Below are 22069 nucleotides of genomic sequence, written 5' to 3' on the forward strand. Positions count from 1 at the left end.
CACTTTTCAAATCTAAATTACACTACGTTTCTTTCCATACAGCATATAATTCTTCTTAATCTAAAGAAATCCTTTATGAAAAAGGATTTCTTTTACTTCTTAATGCTTTTTAGCCATTTTTCAAAAATTTGTACCATCCCATGTTTTCCAGCTAATTTCTCTTCCCCTTGTTTCGTCTTATATGGATATAACTGCAAGAAAACACCGCATCCAGACTCAATTTTTTTACTATGCATATGGCTTCCTGGATATACACAAATGACTTCATAAATTGACCTTCGATAATAGACTCGCTTTCCATCCTGTTCTTCTACATACTTTATAGACCAGTACTTATACATTTGCTCAGTTGCTTTCGTATTTCCGACGTGCTGAAAAATATTGTACATTGGACTATACTTCACTTCAATAATAATAGAAGATTTATATACGTATTTCCCATCTTCTTTTACATAACAGTCTAAGCGAATATCTGGCTTCTTCGTATCCTCACCATTGTAAAAATTACTACCTTTACTTAATGCAATAAGAGGATGTGTTTCAATTAAGTCATTAAATGCGACATGCACCTTCATATCATCTCGTTCTAAAACTACTGTCGTTCCATCTTGTAATCCATCTACATAAAAATGTTCTTGTATTTGTTCACGGATGGAGTTTCTAGCCTCAAAACCAATTTGCTCTAAAAGTGAAATAACGATAAAAAAAGCATAATATTCATACACTAAAAACGTTGGCTTATAAACAAATAATAATGATGGAGATTGATCCGTATATTGCGGGAGTACTTCTAAATGATGTAGTAATTGTTGATGTGGTATCGGTAAATCATGTAAGTTCATGTTACTTGTTTCAGTAACTTCCCTCCAAAATGAAGAGTGCATTAACATTTGAAAGTATTGTACATTTTCATGCACAATATGCGCCAATATTTTATATTCTTGTATTTTCATTGAGCTCTTTCGTAAATCGGCTTCTTTTAGTAAATGTATATTTTTATATTTTTGCTTCTCTCTATCGGTTACTGATCCATTACGCTCAATTGTTTGTATAATCGTTTTTACAGCTTGAAACTCTTCTGATTTTTTCTTTTTTTCTCTTTCTAATATTTCAATTGTTTGACGTAAAAAACTTTTAGCTTCAATTAAATAATGATAAAATTGCATCGCTTTATATTTAAGAAATGCATTTTCCTTACTATTTTTTTGTTCCATAAACTTACGATTATAATGTTTGGCATAAGGTTTTCGTTCTGCCACTATAGTTCCTTTTCTTGTTGGCTTTCGCTCTTTTCCTTCCCATTTATATTCATTTATAAATTTTGAGCTTGATTCTATTTTCTTAAAGATTTGCTTTATCATTTTCATTTTTTGCGGTAACTTTCTAAGTAACACTAAATAAGAAGAATCCTCAATATCGCTAAGTGCAGAGAAGGTTTTTTTATAGTAACCTCTATCCAAAATCAACTCATTTAAAATTGACTTCACATAGTCTTGAATCATTTCAAATTGATCATCAAAAAAGTTTTTCGGTACGATTTGAAATGCGCCATAATACGTTGTATCTTCTATACGCACTTCAAAATGGTATAGACCACAGCGCCATGGATAAAAGAATTCTGTTTTCCCGTGTTCATATATTAATACTCTTTGTTTTTTTTCATTTATTTCATATTGAGCCTCTTTTATATTTTTCTGTCCCTCATATACTTTATTCCATATAAAAGTAATATTCATTGGGATTTCATAATTGTACTGCAATCTTATTGGTTTTAATTCTTGTACTTTATAAATACATTGAACTAATGCTGTAGTAGATGTACAAAGACGATTTAATAAAATATAATCTCCTTTCCCCTCATTTCCAATGATTAACTTTAATACAAAAGGGAGCGTTTCATTCGTATCAACGATTTTTGTTTCATAACACCCTTCATTTTGCATATCCATACAACTCCAGTTCTCTACGTTTTTCTCGTATATATGCTAAAGAGTGTTCAAATGTAGATACTCTGTTTGCAAGTGTAGATTGCAAAAGAGGTACTAAGGTCGCCCCCCTTTTTGCTTCTTCAGAAAGTAAAGGCCCAACCATCATTTCGGTCCCTCTGATTTTCGTCAATACACGCTGCTTTATTTGTAAATCAAACCCCTCTTCTCTACTAATCATATAGGTATGGTTATTTTGAAACGGTATGTTTTGCAAATAAGTCGCAATTGCATTTGCACATCGGAAAGAAATTCCCTTAGACGCGTCATGTGATGACAATACGACATGCAACTTATCTAATAGCTCTAATTCTTCTTCAGAAAACACTTCAATCATCGCTTTATTTCTCATCCAATTTATCCGAAATTCTCCCGCCGTTACTTTCAAAGGTGGATGTAATACGACTTTCCCCTGTTCCATGCCCATCTCACAAAACGGAATTTTCTGTAACGTTATTAGGTTCGTTCGGTCTAATAATCGATCAGAGAGCTCTTTCGTTGTTTCATCAAAATTTACAGTACCTACAAATATAATATTTTCTCCAATTTCAATTGTTGATGGAATTGAATTCTCTATGTCCTGTACACCCTCATACAAGTTTAAAATACGATTTTTTGTTTCAAGTTCAAGAACAGATAGAAACGGAGTAAACCAATGCTCAATATGAGACATGTTCATTTCATCAAAAACGATTATATACAGTTGATTTGGATTTTCTTTCGCCTTCATTAACGTCCTAACTAACTTCGCTTCAGATTCAATAAAAGTACCATTTGGATGAAGGTAACCAAGTAAATCATGTGGTTCTTGATACGATGGCGAAATTGGAATCCAAACCAACTCTTCCCCATACTGTAACCCTAATGCTTCTGCATAAGTTTGCACAAAACGTGATTTCCCAACGCCCGGTATACCACCAAGAATCGTTAACATATTTGTTTTTACACTTATATGGAAATTATAAATATCCGTTTCATCCAAATATAACCCTTTATTATGCACCATACTTTGTACATACTGTAAAAAGGACGATTCACGCTCATCCCATTCCCATTCATCTTTTTGTATTTTTATATCCTCTACTTCAACTAGCTTACCTTCTTCATGCATTCGTTTTTTTAATTGCTCATATACATAATCACTTACAAAATATAATTGATCTTCTACCGCTATTTCTACATACTTCGTCCAGTCACTGCAGTTTATATATTTACATTCACGTTTCTGTTCAAAATAGGCGATTGAGCTAATTGATGACTTTAGGGATATGTTTCCGTACAGTCTTCCATCGTGCCACAATAATTCGGGAGGCTCAAAGTCTTTCGGAAATTTTGGCATAAGAAATGATAAATAACCGTTGCTAAGTTTTCGCTCTAAAGATTCTCTTTTTTTATGATTTGTAACTTTAGGTGCCGGAATCATTTTATAGCTGCTTGCTATTTCTTTCGGTTCTTCTGTACATATTAACTCCACGTATACATTTCCTCTTTCATAATAAAGACGAAACATTACTAATTGCTTTTCTAATTTCCTCTTCTTTAATTCCGAAAAGATTTTTTCATTCTTTTTATTGCTACATAACCCTTCAAATACATATGGTTCATTTGTAAATTGTTCCTGTAAAGTGAATGGTATTGGCGATAAGCAGTGTACAAAGAAATTCTCTCCACTCTTCTCTTTCTCAGCTTTTGTAAATTTCCCTAAAAATCTCATATAGTACATTCGTTTTATAAAACTTGGCTGAAGAGCTTTATGTAATTTCACCTTAGTCACCTTCTTTTTTCATACTATTCTTAGTGTATGAAAGAAACGAAAAACTAGAAATAAAAAACCTGACGTTATCCGCCAGGTTCAAAATAAAAACTTATATTAATGAGAAGGAAATGCTTTTTTCTCTTGTAAAATTGCATTATGAGCAATTTTCATTTTCGCAAGTACGTAACGTAATCGATCTTCAGCGTTTTCATCTTTACTTATTTGTAATTCCGCCAAATTTTCAACAGAACTTGCTAAATTTTCAATGACTCCTCTTAGTTCAGGATGATGATTAAAAAAAGATTCTTGCACTAATACTTTCCTTAACTCACTAGCTAAATCAATTATTCTAGACAACTGTTCTTTTTCTTCCATTCTCATCCCTCCTGAATATCTTATGTAGTAAATATTCTCTAAACAAAGAAAAAAGCCCTTTAAATGAAAAGGACTTTTTACATTTTTATATTTCCAGTTAATAACATATATATTGATGTGATAGCCGCAACAATAATTGCCCACATCACATACTTCTCTGCACCTACAAAGCAACGGTTCCCTTGTTCTTTTCTTGCAAACGTGTAAACAATAATTCCAATTCCATACACAATTGAAACGAGTAGTAAATTCTTTAAACCAGCTGCATAAAGAAGCCATACAGAGTAAATAGAAGCAATTAAAGCTAACGCTCCGTTTTTTAATTTAGCGTCTTTTAGTTCGTTTGTAATGACTAATTTAAATTGGAATAACGCTGATAATAAATATGGTAATAAAATTGATGTTGATGCAATGAAATACATAATTTGATATGTTGATTCCGAAAACAAAACGATGATAAATATAATTTGGGCAACACCATTTGAAATCCATAATGCCATGTGCGGTGTTTGCTTCTTATTTGTTTTCGTAAAGACTTTCGGAAATACGCCATCTTTTCCTGCTACATGAGAAATTTCAGAAACAAGTAAAAACCAGCCTATTAATGTACCGACAAGTGAAGCAACTAATCCGATGTTAATCGCAACTGCACCCCATGGACCAACAACGTGCTCTAATACATGTCCCATGGACGGAGTTTCTAACACAGAAAGTTCGCCTCTTGTCATAGCTCCCATTGACAGGACAGAAATTAAAATATAAATGGACATTACTAAAATAAGTCCCAATACTGTTGCCTTACCAACATCTCGACTATTCTTCGCTCTTCCAGATAATACAACCGCTCCTTCAACTCCAATGAAAACCCAAAGTGTTACAAGCATTGTATTTTTCACTTGACCAAGTATAGCGGAAAGTGAGATCGTTCCTTCTCCCCAAAAATCATGTGTAAATGTGTCCCATCGAAAGGCTGTTACCATTACAACAATAAATAAAACGATTGGAACTAACTTCCCTATTGTTGCGATCACATTCATAATAGAAGCTTCACGGATTCCAAATAAAATTAAAAAATGAAGTGTCCATAATAAAAGTGATGCCCCAACGATAGACGCAACATTATTTCCTCCTTTGAAAATTGGAAAGAAATAACCTAATGTACTAAACAGTAACATAATTGTTGCGACATTACCTAAGATTCCTGCTAGCCAATATCCCCAAGCACTATTAAATCCAATATATTCACCGAAACCAGCACGTGCATAACTATAAATTCCACCTTCAAGTTCCGGTTTTTGTCTTGCTAACGTTTGATATACGAGCGCAAGTGGAATCATTCCCATCGCTGTAATACACCAGCCAATTATTATTGCACCACTGTTTGCTCCTACTGCTAAATCATGCGGTAAACTAAAAACACCGCCACCAACCATTGTTCCAACTACTAATGCGATTAATGGAAAAAATCCTAACTTCTTTTCTATTTGTACCACCCCATCTGTCATTCTAGGTGTTATGTTCGTTCAACTATTAAAGTCACCTTTTTCTCTAATAGACGTTTCTCTTATATTTTTTCAGGAAAACATTACTTATTCTAAAAGAAAATGAGCAAAAATGGAATACTTTTTTGAAAAAATGTATAAGTATGCACAAAAAAACCGCTCATTTTGTAATGAACGGTCATTTCAAACATATAAATTTGTATATTTCTTGTAAATTTAACGAAGTAACTTCTCTTTTTGTAAAAATTGTTTTGCGACTTCTTCACTACTTTTACCATTTACGTTAACTTCATAATTCATTTTTCGCATTTCTTCATCTGTAATCTTTCCAGATAATTTATTTAATACCTTTTCAAGTTCAGGATATTTCTGTAACGTTTCTTTTCTTAATAATGGTGCTCCTTGATAAGGTGGGAATAACCCTTTATCATCTTTCAGCACTTTCAGTCCGTATTGCTCCAATTCACTATCTGTTGAATATGCATCAATTACGTTAACATCTCCAGATTCAATTGCGCTATAACGCAGCTTCGGCTCCATCGTTTTAACATTCGAGAACTTATAGTTATATAATTTTTGCATTCCTTTATAACCATCTTCACGATCAGCAAATTCCAATGTAAATCCTACTTTGGCTTCCTGTGCAACATTCCCTAAATCAGAAATTGTATTTATATTCTTTTGATCTGCTATTTTTTTCGGCATAGCTAGTGCATATGTATTGTTATACTCCATTGGCTTCAACATAATCATATTATATTTCTTTTCCATTCCAATGCGAGCCTGCTCATATACTTCATCACGATTTGTACTCTTTGGTTCTTCTTTCACGAAAGTAGATAAAGCTGTTCCTGAAAATTCTGGATATATATCTACTTCCCCTGATTTCAACGCTTCAAATACAAATGCTGTTTTTCCAAGACCTGGTTTTAATTGTACGTGTAAATCTGTATCTTGTTCAATAAGCTGCTTATACATTTGAATTAAAATTTCAGGTTCTGATCCAAGTTTGCCCGCAATAACAATATCTTTCTTTTCTGTACTCCAAAGAAATGGAGAAGCAATCATTATACAAACAATACATATCGTCAATATAACACGCTTAGAAGAGCGTTTCGGTCGTTCAAGTATGCGAAGTACTATATCAAAGAATAAAGCGAGTAACGCGGCTGGTACGGCCCCTAAAATGATAAGTGCATGATCATTTCGATCTATACCTAATAGTATAAGCTTACCGAGCCCACCAGCACCAATGAGAGCTGCTAATGTAGCCGTTCCAACAATTAATACCATCGCTGTACGAATACCGGCCATAATGATAGGCAATGCAAGAGGAAGTTCTACCTTCCACAATCTTCTCCAACTATTCATCCCCATAGCTTTCGCGGCTTCTATTAGAGATTCATCTAATTCCCTTATTCCTGTATATGTATTTCGTAAAATAGGTAATAGTGCATACACAACTAATGCGATAATCGCTGGAAGTTTTCCGATTCCTACTAATGGAATTAATAGTCCGAGTAATGCAAGTGATGGCACTGTCTGCATTACTGCAGAAGTTCCTATTATAAATTCAGCCATTCGTTCTTTTCTTGTTAATAAGATGCCAAGTGGCACCGCTATAATTACTGCAAAAAATAATGAAATAAGCGATATTTGTAAATGCTCACTTAATGCAGTTAGTAATTCTATTTTTCGTTCTTGGAACGTTTGTATAAAATTAGTCACTGTTTAGCCTCTTTCCTTCATTTGTTCAACAATGTAATTGACAATATGACGACTTGTTAACGCTCCAATATATTGACCGTTTTTTTCAACTGGAACGACCTCCTCATCACGCACACGAACTAACGCTTCTTGTAAAGAAGAATGTAATGATAGCGCCTGCCCTTCTAATTGCACACTTTGATCAAGCGGCAATACATCTGCTATACTTTTCCCCTGATACCAAGTTCGTCCGCGATTTCCAATAAACTCCTCTACAAATTCATTTTTCGGATTATGTATAATTCCTTCTGGTGTATCTAGTTGAACAACTTTTCCTTCTTTCATAATACAAATGCGATCTCCAAGTGATAATGCTTCTTGCATATCATGTGTTACAAATACGATTGTTTTTTGAATCTTTTTTTGCAACTGTACAATATCCTTCTGAAGCTGTTCCCTACTTAATGGATCTAACGCACTAAATGGTTCATCCATAAGAACGATTTTCGGGTTTGCAGCTAATGCTCGCACGACACCGACACGTTGTTTTTGTCCTCCTGACAATTCATCAGGCATACGATTTCGATAAATATCCGGATCTAATCCAACCATATGTAACAATTCATCGACGCGTGCTTTAATTTCTTTTTTGCTCCATTGCCTCATTTCAGGAACAATTGCAATATTTTCAGCAATTGTCATATGAGGAAACAAAGCAATCTGTTGCAACACGTATCCTATATCCCAACGTAATTCGTTTATATTATATTGTTGAATATCTTTTCCATCGATTAAAATCGATCCTTCAGTCGTTTCGATTAAACGATTAATCATCTTCATTGTCGTTGTTTTCCCGCATCCACTCGGACCGATGAGAACAAAAAATTCTCCCTTTTTAATTTCTAAATGCAATGAATCCACTGCTTTCGTGCCATCTTCATACGATTTTGACACATGATTAAATTGAATCACAAATACAACTCCTTTAATGTTGTTTCCTTTATTTTGATGGAATATGGCATTCATTTCAAATGATACGCTTTTAAATTAAAAAAGAGCTCACATTTGAGCTCTAACGGTCGAACAATATTGTTTTCATAATAGCAGCATATTCGCGAACATACATTTTTCTCTTAGAACGAATTGGTGTTTCAGCAGCTAGTGCCTCCATCTTCATGCCTAAACGCTTTGCAATTATTTTCGTTCGATATAAATGATACGTATTACTTACAACTACTGCATGTTTCACATTATATAAATCCATACTAAACTTTAAGTTTTCATACGTATTTGTAGATTGATCTTCTATTAAAATACGACTCTCATCTATACCGTGTACCATTAAATAGTTTCTCATGCTGTGAGCTTCCGGTATATCTTCATCTTCTCCTTGACCACCTGAAACAATTACTTTCGCTTCAGGATGGGAAAATAAATACTCCACCGCTACATCCAAACGATTTTGAAGAGATAAAGACGGTCTATCTCCAAATAACTTTGCACCCAGTATAAGAACGTACGGAGAGTGATAGCTCAACTTTTCACGAGCAACTTTGTTCATTCTAAACGTCATATAAATGATGTATAGTGGCGGTAATAATAAAATGATAAGAAAGATCCATTTGTTCATAAATAAGTTTGCACTCCCTTTCTTTTTATTATACAGAAAAAGAAAGGGCGGCAGAAGTGTTTTTTAAACGATTGATTTATTAGAAACATTCGCCGCTACTTTACGTTGTGATAGTACATAATAAATAGCGATTCCTAATGAGAAGATCAATATGCAGCTTAATACGTAAAACGGAAGCATTACTCCGGCTTTAGATACACCCGCTGTAAACAGCATTAATAATACAATTCGTATTCCAGTACCAATTAGGCGAAATAAGCTGTCTACACGTCCCATTACTTCGTTTGGAATTTCCTCCATCATCAATACATTTCTCGCCACTCTTGTACCCGCATTTCCAACTGCATGAAAAATTGCAAGTCCATATAAGAAAATTACGGAAGGTTCAATAATCATTGCGGTAATTGAAATTACATAAATGAACATCGTCATAACGATTGAAACTTCTGTTTTTACATATTTCATTATGAGTGGAATACAGATTCCTGCAACAACCGCTCCGACACCGTACATCGTGCCCTCTATTGCGTATACAGAGGCATTGGCTTTAAGTATATCCGAAATATAAACTGGTATTAAATAATTTGCCATCATAACACCTATAAACGGCATATAAGTGGCCAGTAAGAACCAAAAGAGCTTAGGACGTTTTTTCATAAAGTGAATTCCTTCAAACAATTGCTTCTTAAATGTTATTTTTCTTTTCACTTCTTTTTTCTTTACGTACGGTATACATAAGAAAAGAAAAAATGCTCCAGCAAAAGTTAACATGTCTACTAACAAAATCCACTTCAAAGATACAATTTCAATTAAGAAGCTCGCAGCCGCTCCAGAAATAACTTGTGTTAACTGTCCTTGTATTTCCATCGTTCCACTTAAACTTTTATAATGTTCTGCTTGAAATATCTCTTGGTTGAACGCAAATATTGTAGGATAAAACAATAAATAGTAGAATGATCCGGCTATATAAATAAGAATATAGTGAATAGAATGATAAGGTTGCCCAGCAAATCCCCATATAACCATTATTCCGATTACGGCTATTCCGATTCCTTCGTTACATAGCAATAAAGATTTTCTTGAAAAACGATCAATACTTTGCCCAATGAATGGTGTTAATAAAAACATAATGAGGGTTGCAATGATAGAAACATAACCAAATGTTGTCTCTCCTCCACTCTCTTTAATTAACAGCCAAGGAATCGTTATCATAACAATTCCGGAACCAATAGCAGATAGACTATTGGCTCCTAGAATGTAATACAAGCGAGAATCATGATAAAGTGAGGACATATCATTCCACTCCTAGTTGTTTTTTCACCTCTTTATATACGCTCATATATGCTTTTAATTCTTTAACTACATCATGAATTAATGGTTTTGCATCTTCTCCAAGTTCACCATCTTGCACATGTAATCCATCAAGCACAACTTGTTTTGGAATTGCATTTGCATAAACACCTCTAGCGACCGTTCGCATGCTGTTTAATGCATTTATTCCACCTTTACCGCCACCAGCAACCGCTAACAATGCAACTGGTTTATGAATAAATTCACTACTACTTAAGTAATCTAAAGAGTTTTTCAGCGCACCGCTCATCGCATTATGATATTCTGGTGTACATAATACAACCCCATCCGCAGCTTTCACTAACGTTTTTAATTTTTTTACTGCCTCTAAATCACGTTGTGACTCTTCTCCATTGTATAAAGGTAACTCCTCAATTGCTAAATCATATAATTCCCCTTCAAATTGATCCGCAATATATTTTGCCACCACACGAGTTCGACCAAATTTTCTTGGTGTACCGTTAATAACGACTAGTTTCATGATTATTTCTCCCCTTTGTTTTCAAGTTCTACTTATATATTATCAGAAATTTCTATACAAAACACAATATAAAGAGTTAACTTGTTTCATAAAATAGTATGATAAACAAAAAAGAACTCATACTTTCGTATGAGTTTTGTACAATTACTTTGTTTCATCTCTCATGCTCAATGTACCTAAACTTTCATTTGCTTCAAAATGATTATATGCTTTTTCCGCTAATCTTTTCCGTTCTTCTGGTAATTCTATATATTTCATTACGTTTTCAATTATTTTTTCGTACGGAGTAAACACAATTCCTGGCCACTCTACCTCATCTTCTGGATTACTATTTTCGGAAATAATAAATTTCTTATTTGCGACTGCATAAGACACGCGAGGTGTTTCAAGAATTCCTGATAAATAAAAATGAATATTTAATATAATTTTAGCTCTAGCAATCAATTCATTTCTAACAATTCCCCACGCATTATTTTTAAAAACTATATTTAAATTCGGGGCAATCGCTTTTAGATGATCAAAAATAGCTTGTCGCCTCGGATTAAGAGCACCTATAAACAGAATATCAATATCTTCAATAATTTCATCTTCAAACGCATCTTTTTTTATTTCCAAAGTTGGAGCATAGTTCATTTCTACATGTTTTATTTCTTTTCCTACCCCTTTTTGTTTAAGCCATTCTATATTTTGTTTACTATAATCCCAAATCACTCTATCTTTTAATAATATTAAATAAAGGGGGTGCGCATATGGACTTCCTTCGTATAGCTGTTCTAAATTATAAACAATTGCATCTTTCGGAAGAAGGTTCGGGTTATATGCATATGTATGTGCTCCAAAAACAACTGTATTCTTTACATTTTCCAGTATTGTTTCTGATATAATTACTGTATTTCCCTCCTGCTCCAACCTCCACTTTAAAGCTCGCGCAACATCTATGAAACTACCGTATGTCTTTGGGCATATAAAAAGACAATAATCATATTCTTTATTCAAATAAACTTCCATTAATCTTAAATTATTTTTATATAGATCTACATCCGGATGTTTAAGTACCAACTCATTTGCATGTTTTCTTGCTACTTTATATAATCCAGCATAATAAGCAGCGATGCATCTTCTTAATTCGATTCTTTCCCGGTCCTCATCTAATACATCCATGTTTAAAAGAAGATTTGCGATACAATACGCTTTTAAATGATCACGATCATAATAATAGTCTAGTAGTGGCATCAATTCTTCATACGTATTTCCATGCACCGATTCTCCTAGTTCAATCGCCCATCGTATTAATTCCATGATTACTCCACTACTCCTTTAATCGAAAATGTATTTAATAAAATTTCGCATTATTCTCTACTATATTTGCTATATGAAATGGAATCTTTTCTTTTATCGATTCCAAATACTTTTGCGACACCGCCCCTAAATGTTTTTTATGAGGTATATAGAAAGCACTAATAGAAATTTCATAGTCAAATAAGTAATCATACACATGATAATCTACAAATAGTAGATCATCCTTTGGAAAAGGAATTTCCTTCCCTTGCAGAGCATACATCAAAGCAATATTGTTTTGAGATCTTAATCGATACAACCTTGCAAGTTGGTATAATGGTTCAGCCCGGGTTGGTCTATATTCCCAAGCTTTTTGAAAATAAAAAACAGCTAACGCTAAATATTGCTCTTCTTGCCCTTTAACAGTTTCTTTTTCATCAGCATCTGTCACTTCATTTTGTTTATTTGCTGAACGATTTGCTAACTGCTCATAACAAAATCCTATTCGCAATAACGAATAGAATACCTCTTCAACCCATCCTCCTGCTTCCACACGTTTTTTATACCATTTAATTGAATTCTCAAATTGACTTAAATGAAAATAAGTCTGAGCTAAATAAAATAAATATCTTATATGCAAATCTGGCGTTGTTTCTGGGTCGTTTATTCCCTGTAACAACAACCTCTCATCTCTTTCAAATTTATCAGCTTTGCTCCCGCCATCTCCGGGATCATTCACGACAAGAGTCTCTAACCGAGCTACCCTCGTATTGTAATTCGCTCCAACTTTTGAACGATCTATATCCCAATACTCATGAGTAACACCGACAGATTTCCATGGTAAAGAAGCTTTTAAAAGACGTGTAAGCCAATATTTAATATGAACATCATATTGTAATGTAAGATAATGATCTTCCGTTAAGCTCGTTTTATCGAAATTCGGATCAACCTCTAAAATCATATCCGCATCTAATATTAATAAATAATCTGCTTCTGGGTATGTTTTTTGCGCTAACGAAACAGCTAAGCTTCTGTTATAACCAAAGTTTTTAAACGGCTCATGATGAACCGTCCCAGGTATCTCATTTTCCTTACACCAATTTTCAATAATTTCAGGCGTATTATCCGTCGATCCAGTATCACAAATAGAAACAAAGTCTACAATTGATTTTGTTGCATTTAAACATCTTTCCATAATTCTAGACTCATTTTTAACGATCATACAAAGACATAACTTTTTTTCTTCCTTTACAGACTTCACTTGCTCATTTCCCATTTAACCACCTCATATTTTATTAACACGCTCTTCTCATATGTAACAACATTTCTTAGCTATACTGATGACATAAGCACCCTTTTACTATTTATGAAAACTTCATTTTATTTATTCTTACTTTTATGTTGGGACATATTTCATGCTTCGCTTTATATTTGATACAATCAATACAAAAAACATAATACGGGAATCCGTACATTTCAAAGTCTAAGAGGAGGTTATATTTTGTTGGATTACATTTGGCTAGATGACAAATCACCAATTTTAGAACAACTACCAAGAAACTTTAAATCTGCAGCTATATTGCTACATCCTTTTATCCAAATGCCTTTAGGATGGGAAAAGTCTGTGAGAAAAAGACCATATGAGCACATCTATCCTAGCGCTGAAGAAATCATTTATAATGGGAAATCCGTTTCTTGGAAGGAAATGATGTCTTGTAGTGGATTACATTCATACGCAGACCTAGCAATGGCCATGTTGACTTCCATTAGTGTCCTTTCAGAAGAATATAAAAGAGAGGATTTAGCTGAAAAGCTACATTCAAACTTAAAAAAAGATCTTTATTATCCAACAGAAGATTATACGTCTATATTTTTATTACACAAATTACTTAAACTCCTCGGTTCTAAAGGTGCAAAAAATCTATATTTCTCTGAACCAATTCTTGATACAAACGGATTATTACAGGTAAATAATACTACTCCATTAGATATTTGGGGCATTAGCAATAATGAGTTAATTATTACTGGCGAAGATAATGAGTATGCGTTTATGAGTATATACGATTCCTTTACAACCTTATTATTAGCTAAAGAAGAAAATATAGAATATATTGTTCATTCAATGAACGTTGAAGCTATCATTTGTGACAAAAAAACGATGATTGATTGGTATTTTTAAATTAGTAATTTCTTAAACTATAAAAAAGAAACTTGCGCTTATACACAAGTTTCTTTTTAAAAACATCCTTATTTTTTCACAACTTCATGTCCACCGAACTGATTACGTAATGCTGAAACTACTTTTCCATGGAATGTATCATCTTCCTGAGAACGATAGCGCATAAATAATGACATAGCGATAACTGGTGCTGCAGCTTGAAGTTCAAGTGCAGTTTCAACAGTCCATTTTCCTTCTCCTGAAGAGTTCATTACACCTTTAATGCCATCTAGTTTCGGATCTTCTGCAAATGCTTTTTCAGTTAAGTCCATTAACCAACCACGGATAACTGATCCGTTAGCCCATACTTTTGCAACATCTTCATAATTGAAATCAAAGTCACTCTTATCTAGTACTTCAAATCCTTCAGCGATTGCTTGCATCATGCCGTACTCAATACCGTTATGAACCATTTTCAAGAAATGACCACTACCAACACGGCCAGCATAAGAATAGCCATTTTCTACTGCTAAATCTTTAAATAAAGGTTCTAATTGGTCGTAAATTTCTTTTTCTCCACCAACCATTAAGCAAGCACCGTATCTAGCTCCTTCTACACCGCCTGATGTACCGATATCTACATAATGTAATCCGAAGCTTTTTGCTTCTTCAGCACGGCGTAACGTATCTTTATAGAATGAATTTCCGCCTTCAATAACGATATCACCTTCATCTAATAATGGATATACATCTTTTAGTACTGACTCTACAACTTCTCCTGCAGGCACCATTACCCAAATTGTACGAGGAGCTTCTAGTTCAGCAATCATTTCTTTTAATGTATGACGTGCAGTAATTCCTAGTTTTCCTGCCTTTTCAACAAGCTCTTTATTTACATCGTATACAACTACTTCATGCTTGTCTTCATATAAGTGTTCAGCTAATGGAAATCCCATTTTTCCTAATCCAATTAAACCTAGTTTCATATTAATCAATCTCCTATTCTATACAAATATATTTAATATCGAAATTAGCCCAAGTGCTACTACAGATAATATAGTCTCCATTGCAGTCCATGTTAATAATGTTTCTTTCACAGTCATTCCGAAATACTCTTTAATCATCCAAAATCCTGAATCATTCACGTGTGATAAAATTAATGACCCTGCACCAGTTGCAAGTGCTAATAATTCAACATTTACACCTGGTGTGCTTGCTGCAATCGGCGCAACAATACCAGCTGCTGTCATCATAGAAACAGTTGCCGATCCAGTTGCAATTCGGATTAGTGCCGCAATTCCCCACCCTAATAATATCGGTGAAATATGTGATTCTTTCGCCATATCTGCAATTGTCGTTCCAATTCCAGAATCTAATAATACTTTATTAAATGCGCCGCCTGCACCAATCACTAACAATATGTTTGCAATAGGTCCAAGGCAATCATTTGTAAATTGTAACACTTTATCTTTTGAGAAACCTTTTGCATATCCAAGACTAAAGAAAGAGTAAATGGTTGCAATTAATAAAGCCACAATCGGATCTCCAATAAAGTGTAATACTTGTGCTAGTTGACTCGTTTTATTTAATGCAACTTCTGCTATTGATGCACCAAGCATAAGAAATACTGGAAGTAAAATTGTAAACAATGTATTCCAAAAGCTAGGAAGCTCTTTTTTATTATCTTTTTCAACAAATTGCTCCGCTATATCTAATGGTACTTCCTTATGTATACGAGCACCAATCCATTTCCCGTAAAGTGGACCTGAAATAATTGCAGTTGGAAGTCCGACAATTAACGCATATAAAATTGTCTTCCCTACATCTGCTTTAAAAATACCAACTGCCGCCATTGCCGCTGGATGCGGTGGAACAAGTCCGTGTACGACTGACAGTCCTGCTACTAGCGGAATACCAATTGTAATAAGTGATACCCCAGTTTCTAACGCAATTGTAAATACTAACGGAATTAATAGTACAAATCCAACTTGGAAAAATACCGGAATCCCTACTAAAAATGCAACGAACATCATCGCCCAGTGAACTCGTTTCTTCCCAAAACGATTAATTAATGTGTTAGCGATACGTTCAGCACCACCAGATTCGGCCATCATTTTTCCAAGCATCGTTCCTAGTGCTAAAACTATCGCTAAAAACCCTAACGTATTACCAAGCCCTAGTTTAATGGAATCAATAATCCCTGGATCTTTTGGTGAAGTTCCAATTAAAGGCATTCCCATTGCTAATCCTACACCAATTGCTGTTAAAATTAATGCGACAAATGGATGCCATTTTACTACCGTAATAAGTAAAAGTAGTATGACAACTGCCGCTAGTACGATCCCAACTACCATTTCTCCCAATCCCCCTATTGTTTACGTTGGAAAGCAGCTATACAATCAAATTCTTCTTTCAAGCGATTGTAAAGTCGTTCATACATATAAAACATTTCTAAATATATAGCCGTATTTTCTTTATTCGGTACATGGTGATGGACAATATCAATCCAATCCTTTACCTCTTCAAGAGAATCAATTTTTCCTACAGCATATAAAGCAACTGCCGCTGCCCCAAGCGCAGATGCTTCATGACTTTCAGGTACAAGCAATTCTTTTCCCATCATATCGGACAACATTTGTCTCCAAAATGCAGATTTTGCAAACCCTCCTGAAACTCGTATTTCAGTAAGTGGCCCTGTACAATCCCTGATTGCGAGTGCTACTGAATATACACTCATACAAACACCTTCCATCACTGCACGTATAAAATGTTCTCGCTTATGTTGAAGATTGATTCCAAAGAATGTACCACGAGCATTTGCATTCCAGTAAGGTGCGCGTTCTCCAGATAAGAAAGGTAAGAACAATAGCCCATCCGCTCCAGCTGGTACGCTTTCTGCATATTTAATTAATAAATCATAAGGATCAATGCCGAGCTTTCTTGCTACTTCTTGCTCTGGACTACCAAATTCATCACGTAACCATCTCAGTAATATTCCGCCGTTATTCGTTGGACCACCGATTACCCAGTGCTCATCTGTTAATGCGTAACAAAACGTTCTCCCTTTCTCATCTGTATTTATATTTGATGAGATTGTTCGAACCGCACCACTCGTTCCAATCGTAATTGCAGCCGCACCCGGTGATATCGCACCAACTCCTACATTTGCAAGAACCCCATCACTTGCTCCGATGACAATTGGTGTTTCTGCACTTATCCCCATCTTCTGTGCTAACTCTGGCTTCATACCTGATAAAATATATGTAGTTGGTACAGGGGTTGATAATTTTTCTGATGACATATGTAACATAGTTAAAACATCTTCATCCCAGTTTAATGTTTCTAAATTAAATAACCCTGTAGCAGAAGCAATCGAATAATCAACTACGTAGCGTGAAAATAATTGGTAAATCACATACTCTTTAATGGAAATGAATTTATAGGCACTTGTATATAACTCTGGTTCCTCTTCTTTCATCCATAACAATTTAGAAAGTGGTGACATCGGATGAATCGGTGTACCTGTACGTCTATAAATTTCATGCCCATTCATTTGTTGTAATAATTTTTCTGATTGCTTCGTACTTCGATTATCTGCCCAAATGATAGAACGCGTTAATGGCGCACCATTTTCATCTACTGCAATTAATGCGTGCATAGCTGTACTAATACCGATTGAAGAAATATCTTCTGGTAATACATTACCTTTTTCAATGGCAACGCTTACACTTTTGTATACAGCGGCACATATTACATCAGGATCTTGCTCAGCCCATCCTACATTCGGTTGAATAATTGGGTAATCGATTGCATGTGATGCAATGACTTTTCCTTTTTCTGTGAACACAACCGTTTTTGTACTTGTGGTACCGATATCAATCCCGATTACTCTCCCCCTTGTTTCCATGCGAATCTTCCCTTCATTACTAGCAAAATACGATTTAGTAAACCGTTTACATGAATTAGTATATAAAATTTTTTTCATTTATCAAGTTATAAAAAGAAAATTTTTTTCATACCAAAAATAAATCCCCTCATTCCATTTCACTTATATACTAAATTTAGCTTTTCCATGCGGTAAAATTACGTTATATTCGTTACGCAATACACTCTTTCCTCTCATTAACAACACATACATAATCCTCCATACGTTCTACTTATTTGCTTGAAGAAAAAGTTGAAAAGCAATATTCATTTTTAGCGGTCACGTAACATCACCATCAAGCCAAGAAAAGTAACTAACCGCAGAATGAGAATTCTGTGCATTTTACTCATATTTATTGTTTTAGGTTCACTAGTCTTTTATCTTGATAAACATAGAGCGTGGCCCCCTACTATCACTTTTTTATCTTGTAAATATATCTTGCATACTATAAAACCGAAAAGTATTTTTATTTTTCAGAAAAATAAAAACAATAACACGAAATTTATTGTATAATGTTGTAAAAAGATGTCGGAGGGATTTAATGTTAAATAAAATATCTCAATTCACAATTAAGCTTTCATCAATTCTTTTATCACTCTTACTATTATTAAATTTACCTTATTTATTTATCACTCAACAAGGATTTACCTTTCAACCAATTTATTTTTTTAATCAGACCGTTACTATGTTAAAACAAGTTTTTTCCCCTGAATCATTAGTGATTATAGGATCAGACCCGAAGTTTGGCCATTTCAAAAAAACACCATTATTTCCAACTGTTTTAGAACCTTACCTATATTCATTTACTATATTATTTTTAGCCTTTTTTCTTGCTCTCTTTTTATCATCTAGCATGGCATTTTTTTATTTTTTAGCAAAAGATTATATAAAAAAATGGATAAACCGAATTGTGTTCATATTAGAAGCTGTCCCTGATATGATGATGATGATTTGTTTGCAAATTTTTTTCATATGGGTACTTCAGAAATTTGGGGAATCTCCTGTCACTATTATTTCCTTTAATGAAAATCGAGCTTATTTACTCCCTATTTTATCATTAGCTGTCTTACCTACATTACAAATGTTTCGGATGATGGTGTTATACATAAAAGAAGAGCAAGGAAAACATTACGTAGAGGTTGCATATGGAAAAGGCCTTTCATCAAGTTATATACTATGCATTCATTTATTCAAAAATATATCTATCCACTTCTTCCACCATTTAAAAACGATTTTTGTTTTCTTACTTTCTAATTTATTCATTTTAGAATTTGTTTTTAATATGGAAGGCATTATTCAATTTTTATTTAATAAGGCGTTTGTTTCACCTCCAGCTGCATTTATCATACTTGTTATGATTATTTTACCATTTTATGCTATTTTCCAAATAGTCTCATTCATGATGAATAGATGGAAAAAGCAATTGAAAGGAGTATCATTATGAAATCTATTTGGAAATCAAAACGCTTTTTAATCGGCTTTACTTATCTATTCATACTTATTTCAGCTAGTTTTATTTATAGTTGGTTCTTTAAAGATAACATCCCAAAACCTCCTCAGTTACTTTACAATGACAATAACGAATTACTTGGAAAGGCCCCCTTTCCGCCATCGTTAATTCCACCTTTTGGATCTGATCGTTTTGGAGAGTCTGTTTTCTTACAAATTGTAGAAGGAGCAAAATTCACTATTTTATTAGCCATGGCAATTAGCTTCTTTCGAATTTTATGCGGAACATGTATAGGAATCCTCTTAAGTTTATTTGCTCCAAAACTCAAGAGATTTTTCCAGTCATGCTCAGAAGTTTTTTATTACATTCCAACTCTATTTATCGCATTCATACTCATCACGCCCGTTAATATTATAATCACATCAAATGCTGATGGGGTAGATCCAAATATTTCATTTACGTTTTATCAAGTACTCGTACTTATTTTCGTCGCTCTGCCTACACTTTCTTTATACATATCCTCAGAGGTTGATGAATTTATGAAACAAGATTACATCTTAAGTTCACAATTACTGGGGGCTAGTCGTTTTCATATTATAAAAAAACACTTACGAGTCTTATTACTTGACCGCTTATTTGTATTATTTATGGAACATATCGTCCAAACACTCATACTCGTTATCCATTTAGCGTTGCTTAACATTGTAATTGGCGGCATACAAATGCGTGAACTCTATGACGGAGTGCTCAAACCTGTTTCTCTATCTAATGATTGGGCAGGTCTTATTGGATTAAATCGTAATGAAATGAATCTTTCATGGTGGATTATTTTTTATACTCTCGCTTCATTCTTTATTACGATTCTATTTATTAAGCTTATGACCATCGGGATTCAAGATGCACTGAAAGCAAGAGATTCGCAAATTGTAGCAATTCAAAACGTTCCAGATCATAAAAAATTTGTTAAACATAAAGATTCCTTTTCGTTTGCAAATAAAGTAAACCTTTAATCATTTCTCATTAATGAAGTATTAATTGGCATCGATATTAGTAGAAAATAAAGAAGATGATCCCTATTAAATACAGGGATCATCTTCTTATGCTGTCTAACTTTTTTACATGTCCTTTGCTAGACTCATGTTTTTTATATTTAAAGTGAATTATTTGCAATCACAATTATGTTTTTTAAAATCAATTACCATACGCCCTTGAATTCTACCTTGTTCCATTTCTTCGAATACATTTTGTACTTTATCTAGCGAACAAGTTTGAACAACCGGCACTACTTTTCCTTCTGCCCCAAACATAAACGCCTCTTCCAAATCTTTACGAGTACCAACTAGAGAACCAACTACTTCAATTCCATCCAGTACAAGTCGTGGGATGTTTAAGTCCATTGTTTCTACTGGTAGCCCTACTGCAACTACTTTACCGCAAGCACGTACTGCATCAACTGCTGAGTTAAAGGCTACTTTAGAGACTGCTGTTACTACCGCAGCATAAGCGCCACCAAACTTCTCTTGCACAATTTTATCAGCAGGACCTTGAGAAATTGGATTGATAGTCATATCAGCACCAACTTCTTTCGCTAAGGCTAATTTATCGTCATTAATGTCTACTGCGATTACCTTTGCACCAAATACATTTTTAGCATATTGGATAGCTAAGTTACCTAATCCACCGCAGCCATAGATTACAATAGGTTGACTAGGTTTAATATCTGATACTTTAATAGCTTTATATGTAGTTACACCAGCACAAGTAATTGATGATGCTTGAGCAGGATCTAATCCTTCTGGTACTTTTACCGCATAATCAGCTGTAACGATACATTGTTCAGCCATACCACCATCCACTGAATAACCAGCGTTTTTAACTTCACGGCAAAATGTTTCTCTACCAGTTACGCAATATTCACAACGTCCACAAGATTGGAACATCCATGCAATACTTACACGGTCACCTATCTTTAGTGAAGTAACATCATCAGCTATTTTCGTAACAATACCTACACCCTCATGACCAAGAATACGGCCATCAGTGTTACCAAAATCATGATTCGCAACGTGTAAATCAGTGTGGCAAACTCCACAATACTCTACATCTACTAACGCTTCACCTGAGTGTAACGGACGTAATTCTTTTTCAATCACTTCGATGTTTGCTTTGCTGTTTTTATTAACCACTACTGCTTTCATATGTGATCTCCCCTTTAGTGTTTTAGCATTTTAATGAGTTTATCTCACAACTACTTTCTTCACTACTTTGGCTAGTTATTGTACCAAATTTAAGTGTTCAATCATCATTACATCTTCATCATAACATGACACTTCATAAACAATTTGTGAAATTATGAACAATATTTGAATTATTACATAAATCGGTCTTTATTTTAAATTTTTAAAAATGAGAGTTTATCACTGACTATAAGTAAGTCATACATTTCTAAAAGAAAATAAAGTAACAAACTTC

18 protein-coding genes are annotated in these 22069 nt (G+C 34.1%); 3 read left to right on the forward strand and 15 right to left on the reverse strand.

Annotated features, from left to right (window positions below):
* Window positions 1–92: 92 nt before the first annotated feature.
* From ACTFR3_RS16245 to ACTFR3_RS16295, 11 genes are all read right to left on the reverse strand, one after another.
* Window positions 93–1943 (reverse strand): hypothetical protein, encoded by a 1851-nt coding sequence (locus tag ACTFR3_RS16245; RefSeq protein WP_440044588.1) that lies wholly within the window; start codon window positions 1941–1943, stop codon window positions 93–95.
* A complete protein-coding gene (locus ACTFR3_RS16250; RefSeq protein ID WP_000766187.1) occupies window positions 1933–3750 on the reverse strand; it encodes an AAA family ATPase in 1818 nt (605 codons plus the stop codon). Before ACTFR3_RS16250 ends, ACTFR3_RS16245 begins: the two co-directional genes overlap by 11 nt.
* 105 nt (window positions 3751–3855) lie before the next feature.
* A complete protein-coding gene (locus tag ACTFR3_RS16255; RefSeq protein WP_000391445.1) occupies window positions 3856–4116 on the reverse strand; it encodes a hypothetical protein in 261 nt (86 codons plus the stop codon).
* A 77-nt stretch (window positions 4117–4193) separates the two neighbouring features.
* Window positions 4194–5621: a basic amino acid/polyamine antiporter gene (locus ACTFR3_RS16260; protein ID WP_000129444.1), complete on the reverse strand. Its 1428-nt coding sequence runs from the start codon at window positions 5619–5621 to the stop codon at window positions 4194–4196.
* 213 nt (window positions 5622–5834) lie between these two features.
* A complete protein-coding gene (locus ACTFR3_RS16265; protein ID WP_000181014.1) occupies window positions 5835–7346 on the reverse strand; it encodes an ABC transporter permease/substrate-binding protein in 1512 nt (503 codons plus the stop codon).
* A gap of 3 nt (window positions 7347–7349) precedes the next feature.
* Window positions 7350–8297, reverse strand: coding sequence for an ABC transporter ATP-binding protein (locus ACTFR3_RS16270; RefSeq protein WP_000614069.1), 948 nt, complete (start codon window positions 8295–8297; stop codon window positions 7350–7352).
* A gap of 100 nt (window positions 8298–8397) precedes the next feature.
* Window positions 8398–8955 (reverse strand): YdcF family protein, encoded by a 558-nt coding sequence (locus tag ACTFR3_RS16275; RefSeq protein ID WP_001045715.1) that lies wholly within the window; start codon window positions 8953–8955, stop codon window positions 8398–8400.
* Between the two features lie 63 nt (window positions 8956–9018).
* Window positions 9019–10248: an MFS transporter gene (locus tag ACTFR3_RS16280; protein WP_000097165.1), complete on the reverse strand. Its 1230-nt coding sequence runs from the start codon at window positions 10246–10248 to the stop codon at window positions 9019–9021.
* Window position 10249: 1 nt separating this feature from the next.
* Window positions 10250–10786 (reverse strand): NADPH-dependent FMN reductase, encoded by a 537-nt coding sequence (locus tag ACTFR3_RS16285; RefSeq protein ID WP_000780355.1) that lies wholly within the window; start codon window positions 10784–10786, stop codon window positions 10250–10252.
* 144 nt (window positions 10787–10930) lie between these two features.
* Entirely contained in the window at window positions 10931–12085 is a 1155-nt protein-coding gene (locus ACTFR3_RS16290; protein ID WP_000420431.1) for a hypothetical protein, read from the reverse strand.
* Window positions 12086–12119: 34 nt separating this feature from the next.
* Window positions 12120–13340, reverse strand: a complete 1221-nt coding sequence (locus tag ACTFR3_RS16295; RefSeq protein ID WP_000526219.1) for a glycosyltransferase — start codon at window positions 13338–13340, stop codon at window positions 12120–12122.
* A 225-nt stretch (window positions 13341–13565) separates the two neighbouring features.
* On the opposite strand from ACTFR3_RS16295, the gene ACTFR3_RS16300 reads away from it, so the two are divergent.
* Complete coding sequence (locus tag ACTFR3_RS16300) at window positions 13566–14243, forward strand: DUF2711 domain-containing protein (protein ID WP_440044589.1); 678 nt, start codon at window positions 13566–13568, stop codon at window positions 14241–14243.
* 68 nt (window positions 14244–14311) lie between these two features.
* Here the strand turns inward: ACTFR3_RS16300 and gnd are convergent, their stop codons facing one another.
* Genes gnd through gntK form a run of 3 tightly spaced genes read right to left on the reverse strand, consistent with a single transcriptional unit; the run spans window position 14312 to window position 18129 of the window.
* Complete coding sequence (gene gnd, locus ACTFR3_RS16305; protein ID WP_000765995.1) at window positions 14312–15208, reverse strand: phosphogluconate dehydrogenase (NAD(+)-dependent, decarboxylating); 897 nt, start codon at window positions 15206–15208, stop codon at window positions 14312–14314.
* Between the two features lie 18 nt (window positions 15209–15226).
* Window positions 15227–16576, reverse strand: coding sequence for a GntP family permease (locus ACTFR3_RS16310; RefSeq protein WP_000260208.1), 1350 nt, complete (start codon window positions 16574–16576; stop codon window positions 15227–15229).
* Window positions 16577–16590: 14 nt separating this feature from the next.
* Window positions 16591–18129 (reverse strand): gluconokinase, encoded by a 1539-nt coding sequence (gene gntK / locus ACTFR3_RS16315; protein WP_000450003.1) that lies wholly within the window; start codon window positions 18127–18129, stop codon window positions 16591–16593.
* A 559-nt stretch (window positions 18130–18688) separates the two neighbouring features.
* Here gntK and ACTFR3_RS16320 point away from each other — a divergent pair.
* Complete coding sequence (locus ACTFR3_RS16320; protein ID WP_000932683.1) at window positions 18689–19591, forward strand: ABC transporter permease subunit; 903 nt, start codon at window positions 18689–18691, stop codon at window positions 19589–19591.
* On the forward strand, window positions 19588–20607 hold the full coding sequence (locus ACTFR3_RS16325) for an ABC transporter permease (protein ID WP_000836565.1): 1020 nt from the start codon (window positions 19588–19590) through the stop codon (window positions 20605–20607). The genes ACTFR3_RS16320 and ACTFR3_RS16325 overlap by 4 nt, the downstream gene beginning before the upstream one ends.
* 150 nt (window positions 20608–20757) lie before the next feature.
* Here the strand turns inward: ACTFR3_RS16325 and adhP are convergent, their stop codons facing one another.
* On the reverse strand, window positions 20758–21795 hold the full coding sequence (gene adhP / locus ACTFR3_RS16330) for an alcohol dehydrogenase AdhP (protein WP_000649120.1): 1038 nt from the start codon (window positions 21793–21795) through the stop codon (window positions 20758–20760).
* Between the last annotated feature and the right edge of the window lie 274 nt (window positions 21796–22069).

The organism is Bacillus cereus group sp. MYBK14-1, assembly GCF_051916885.1.
GTDB classification, from domain to species: domain Bacteria; phylum Bacillota; class Bacilli; order Bacillales; family Bacillaceae_G; genus Bacillus_A; species Bacillus_A cereus.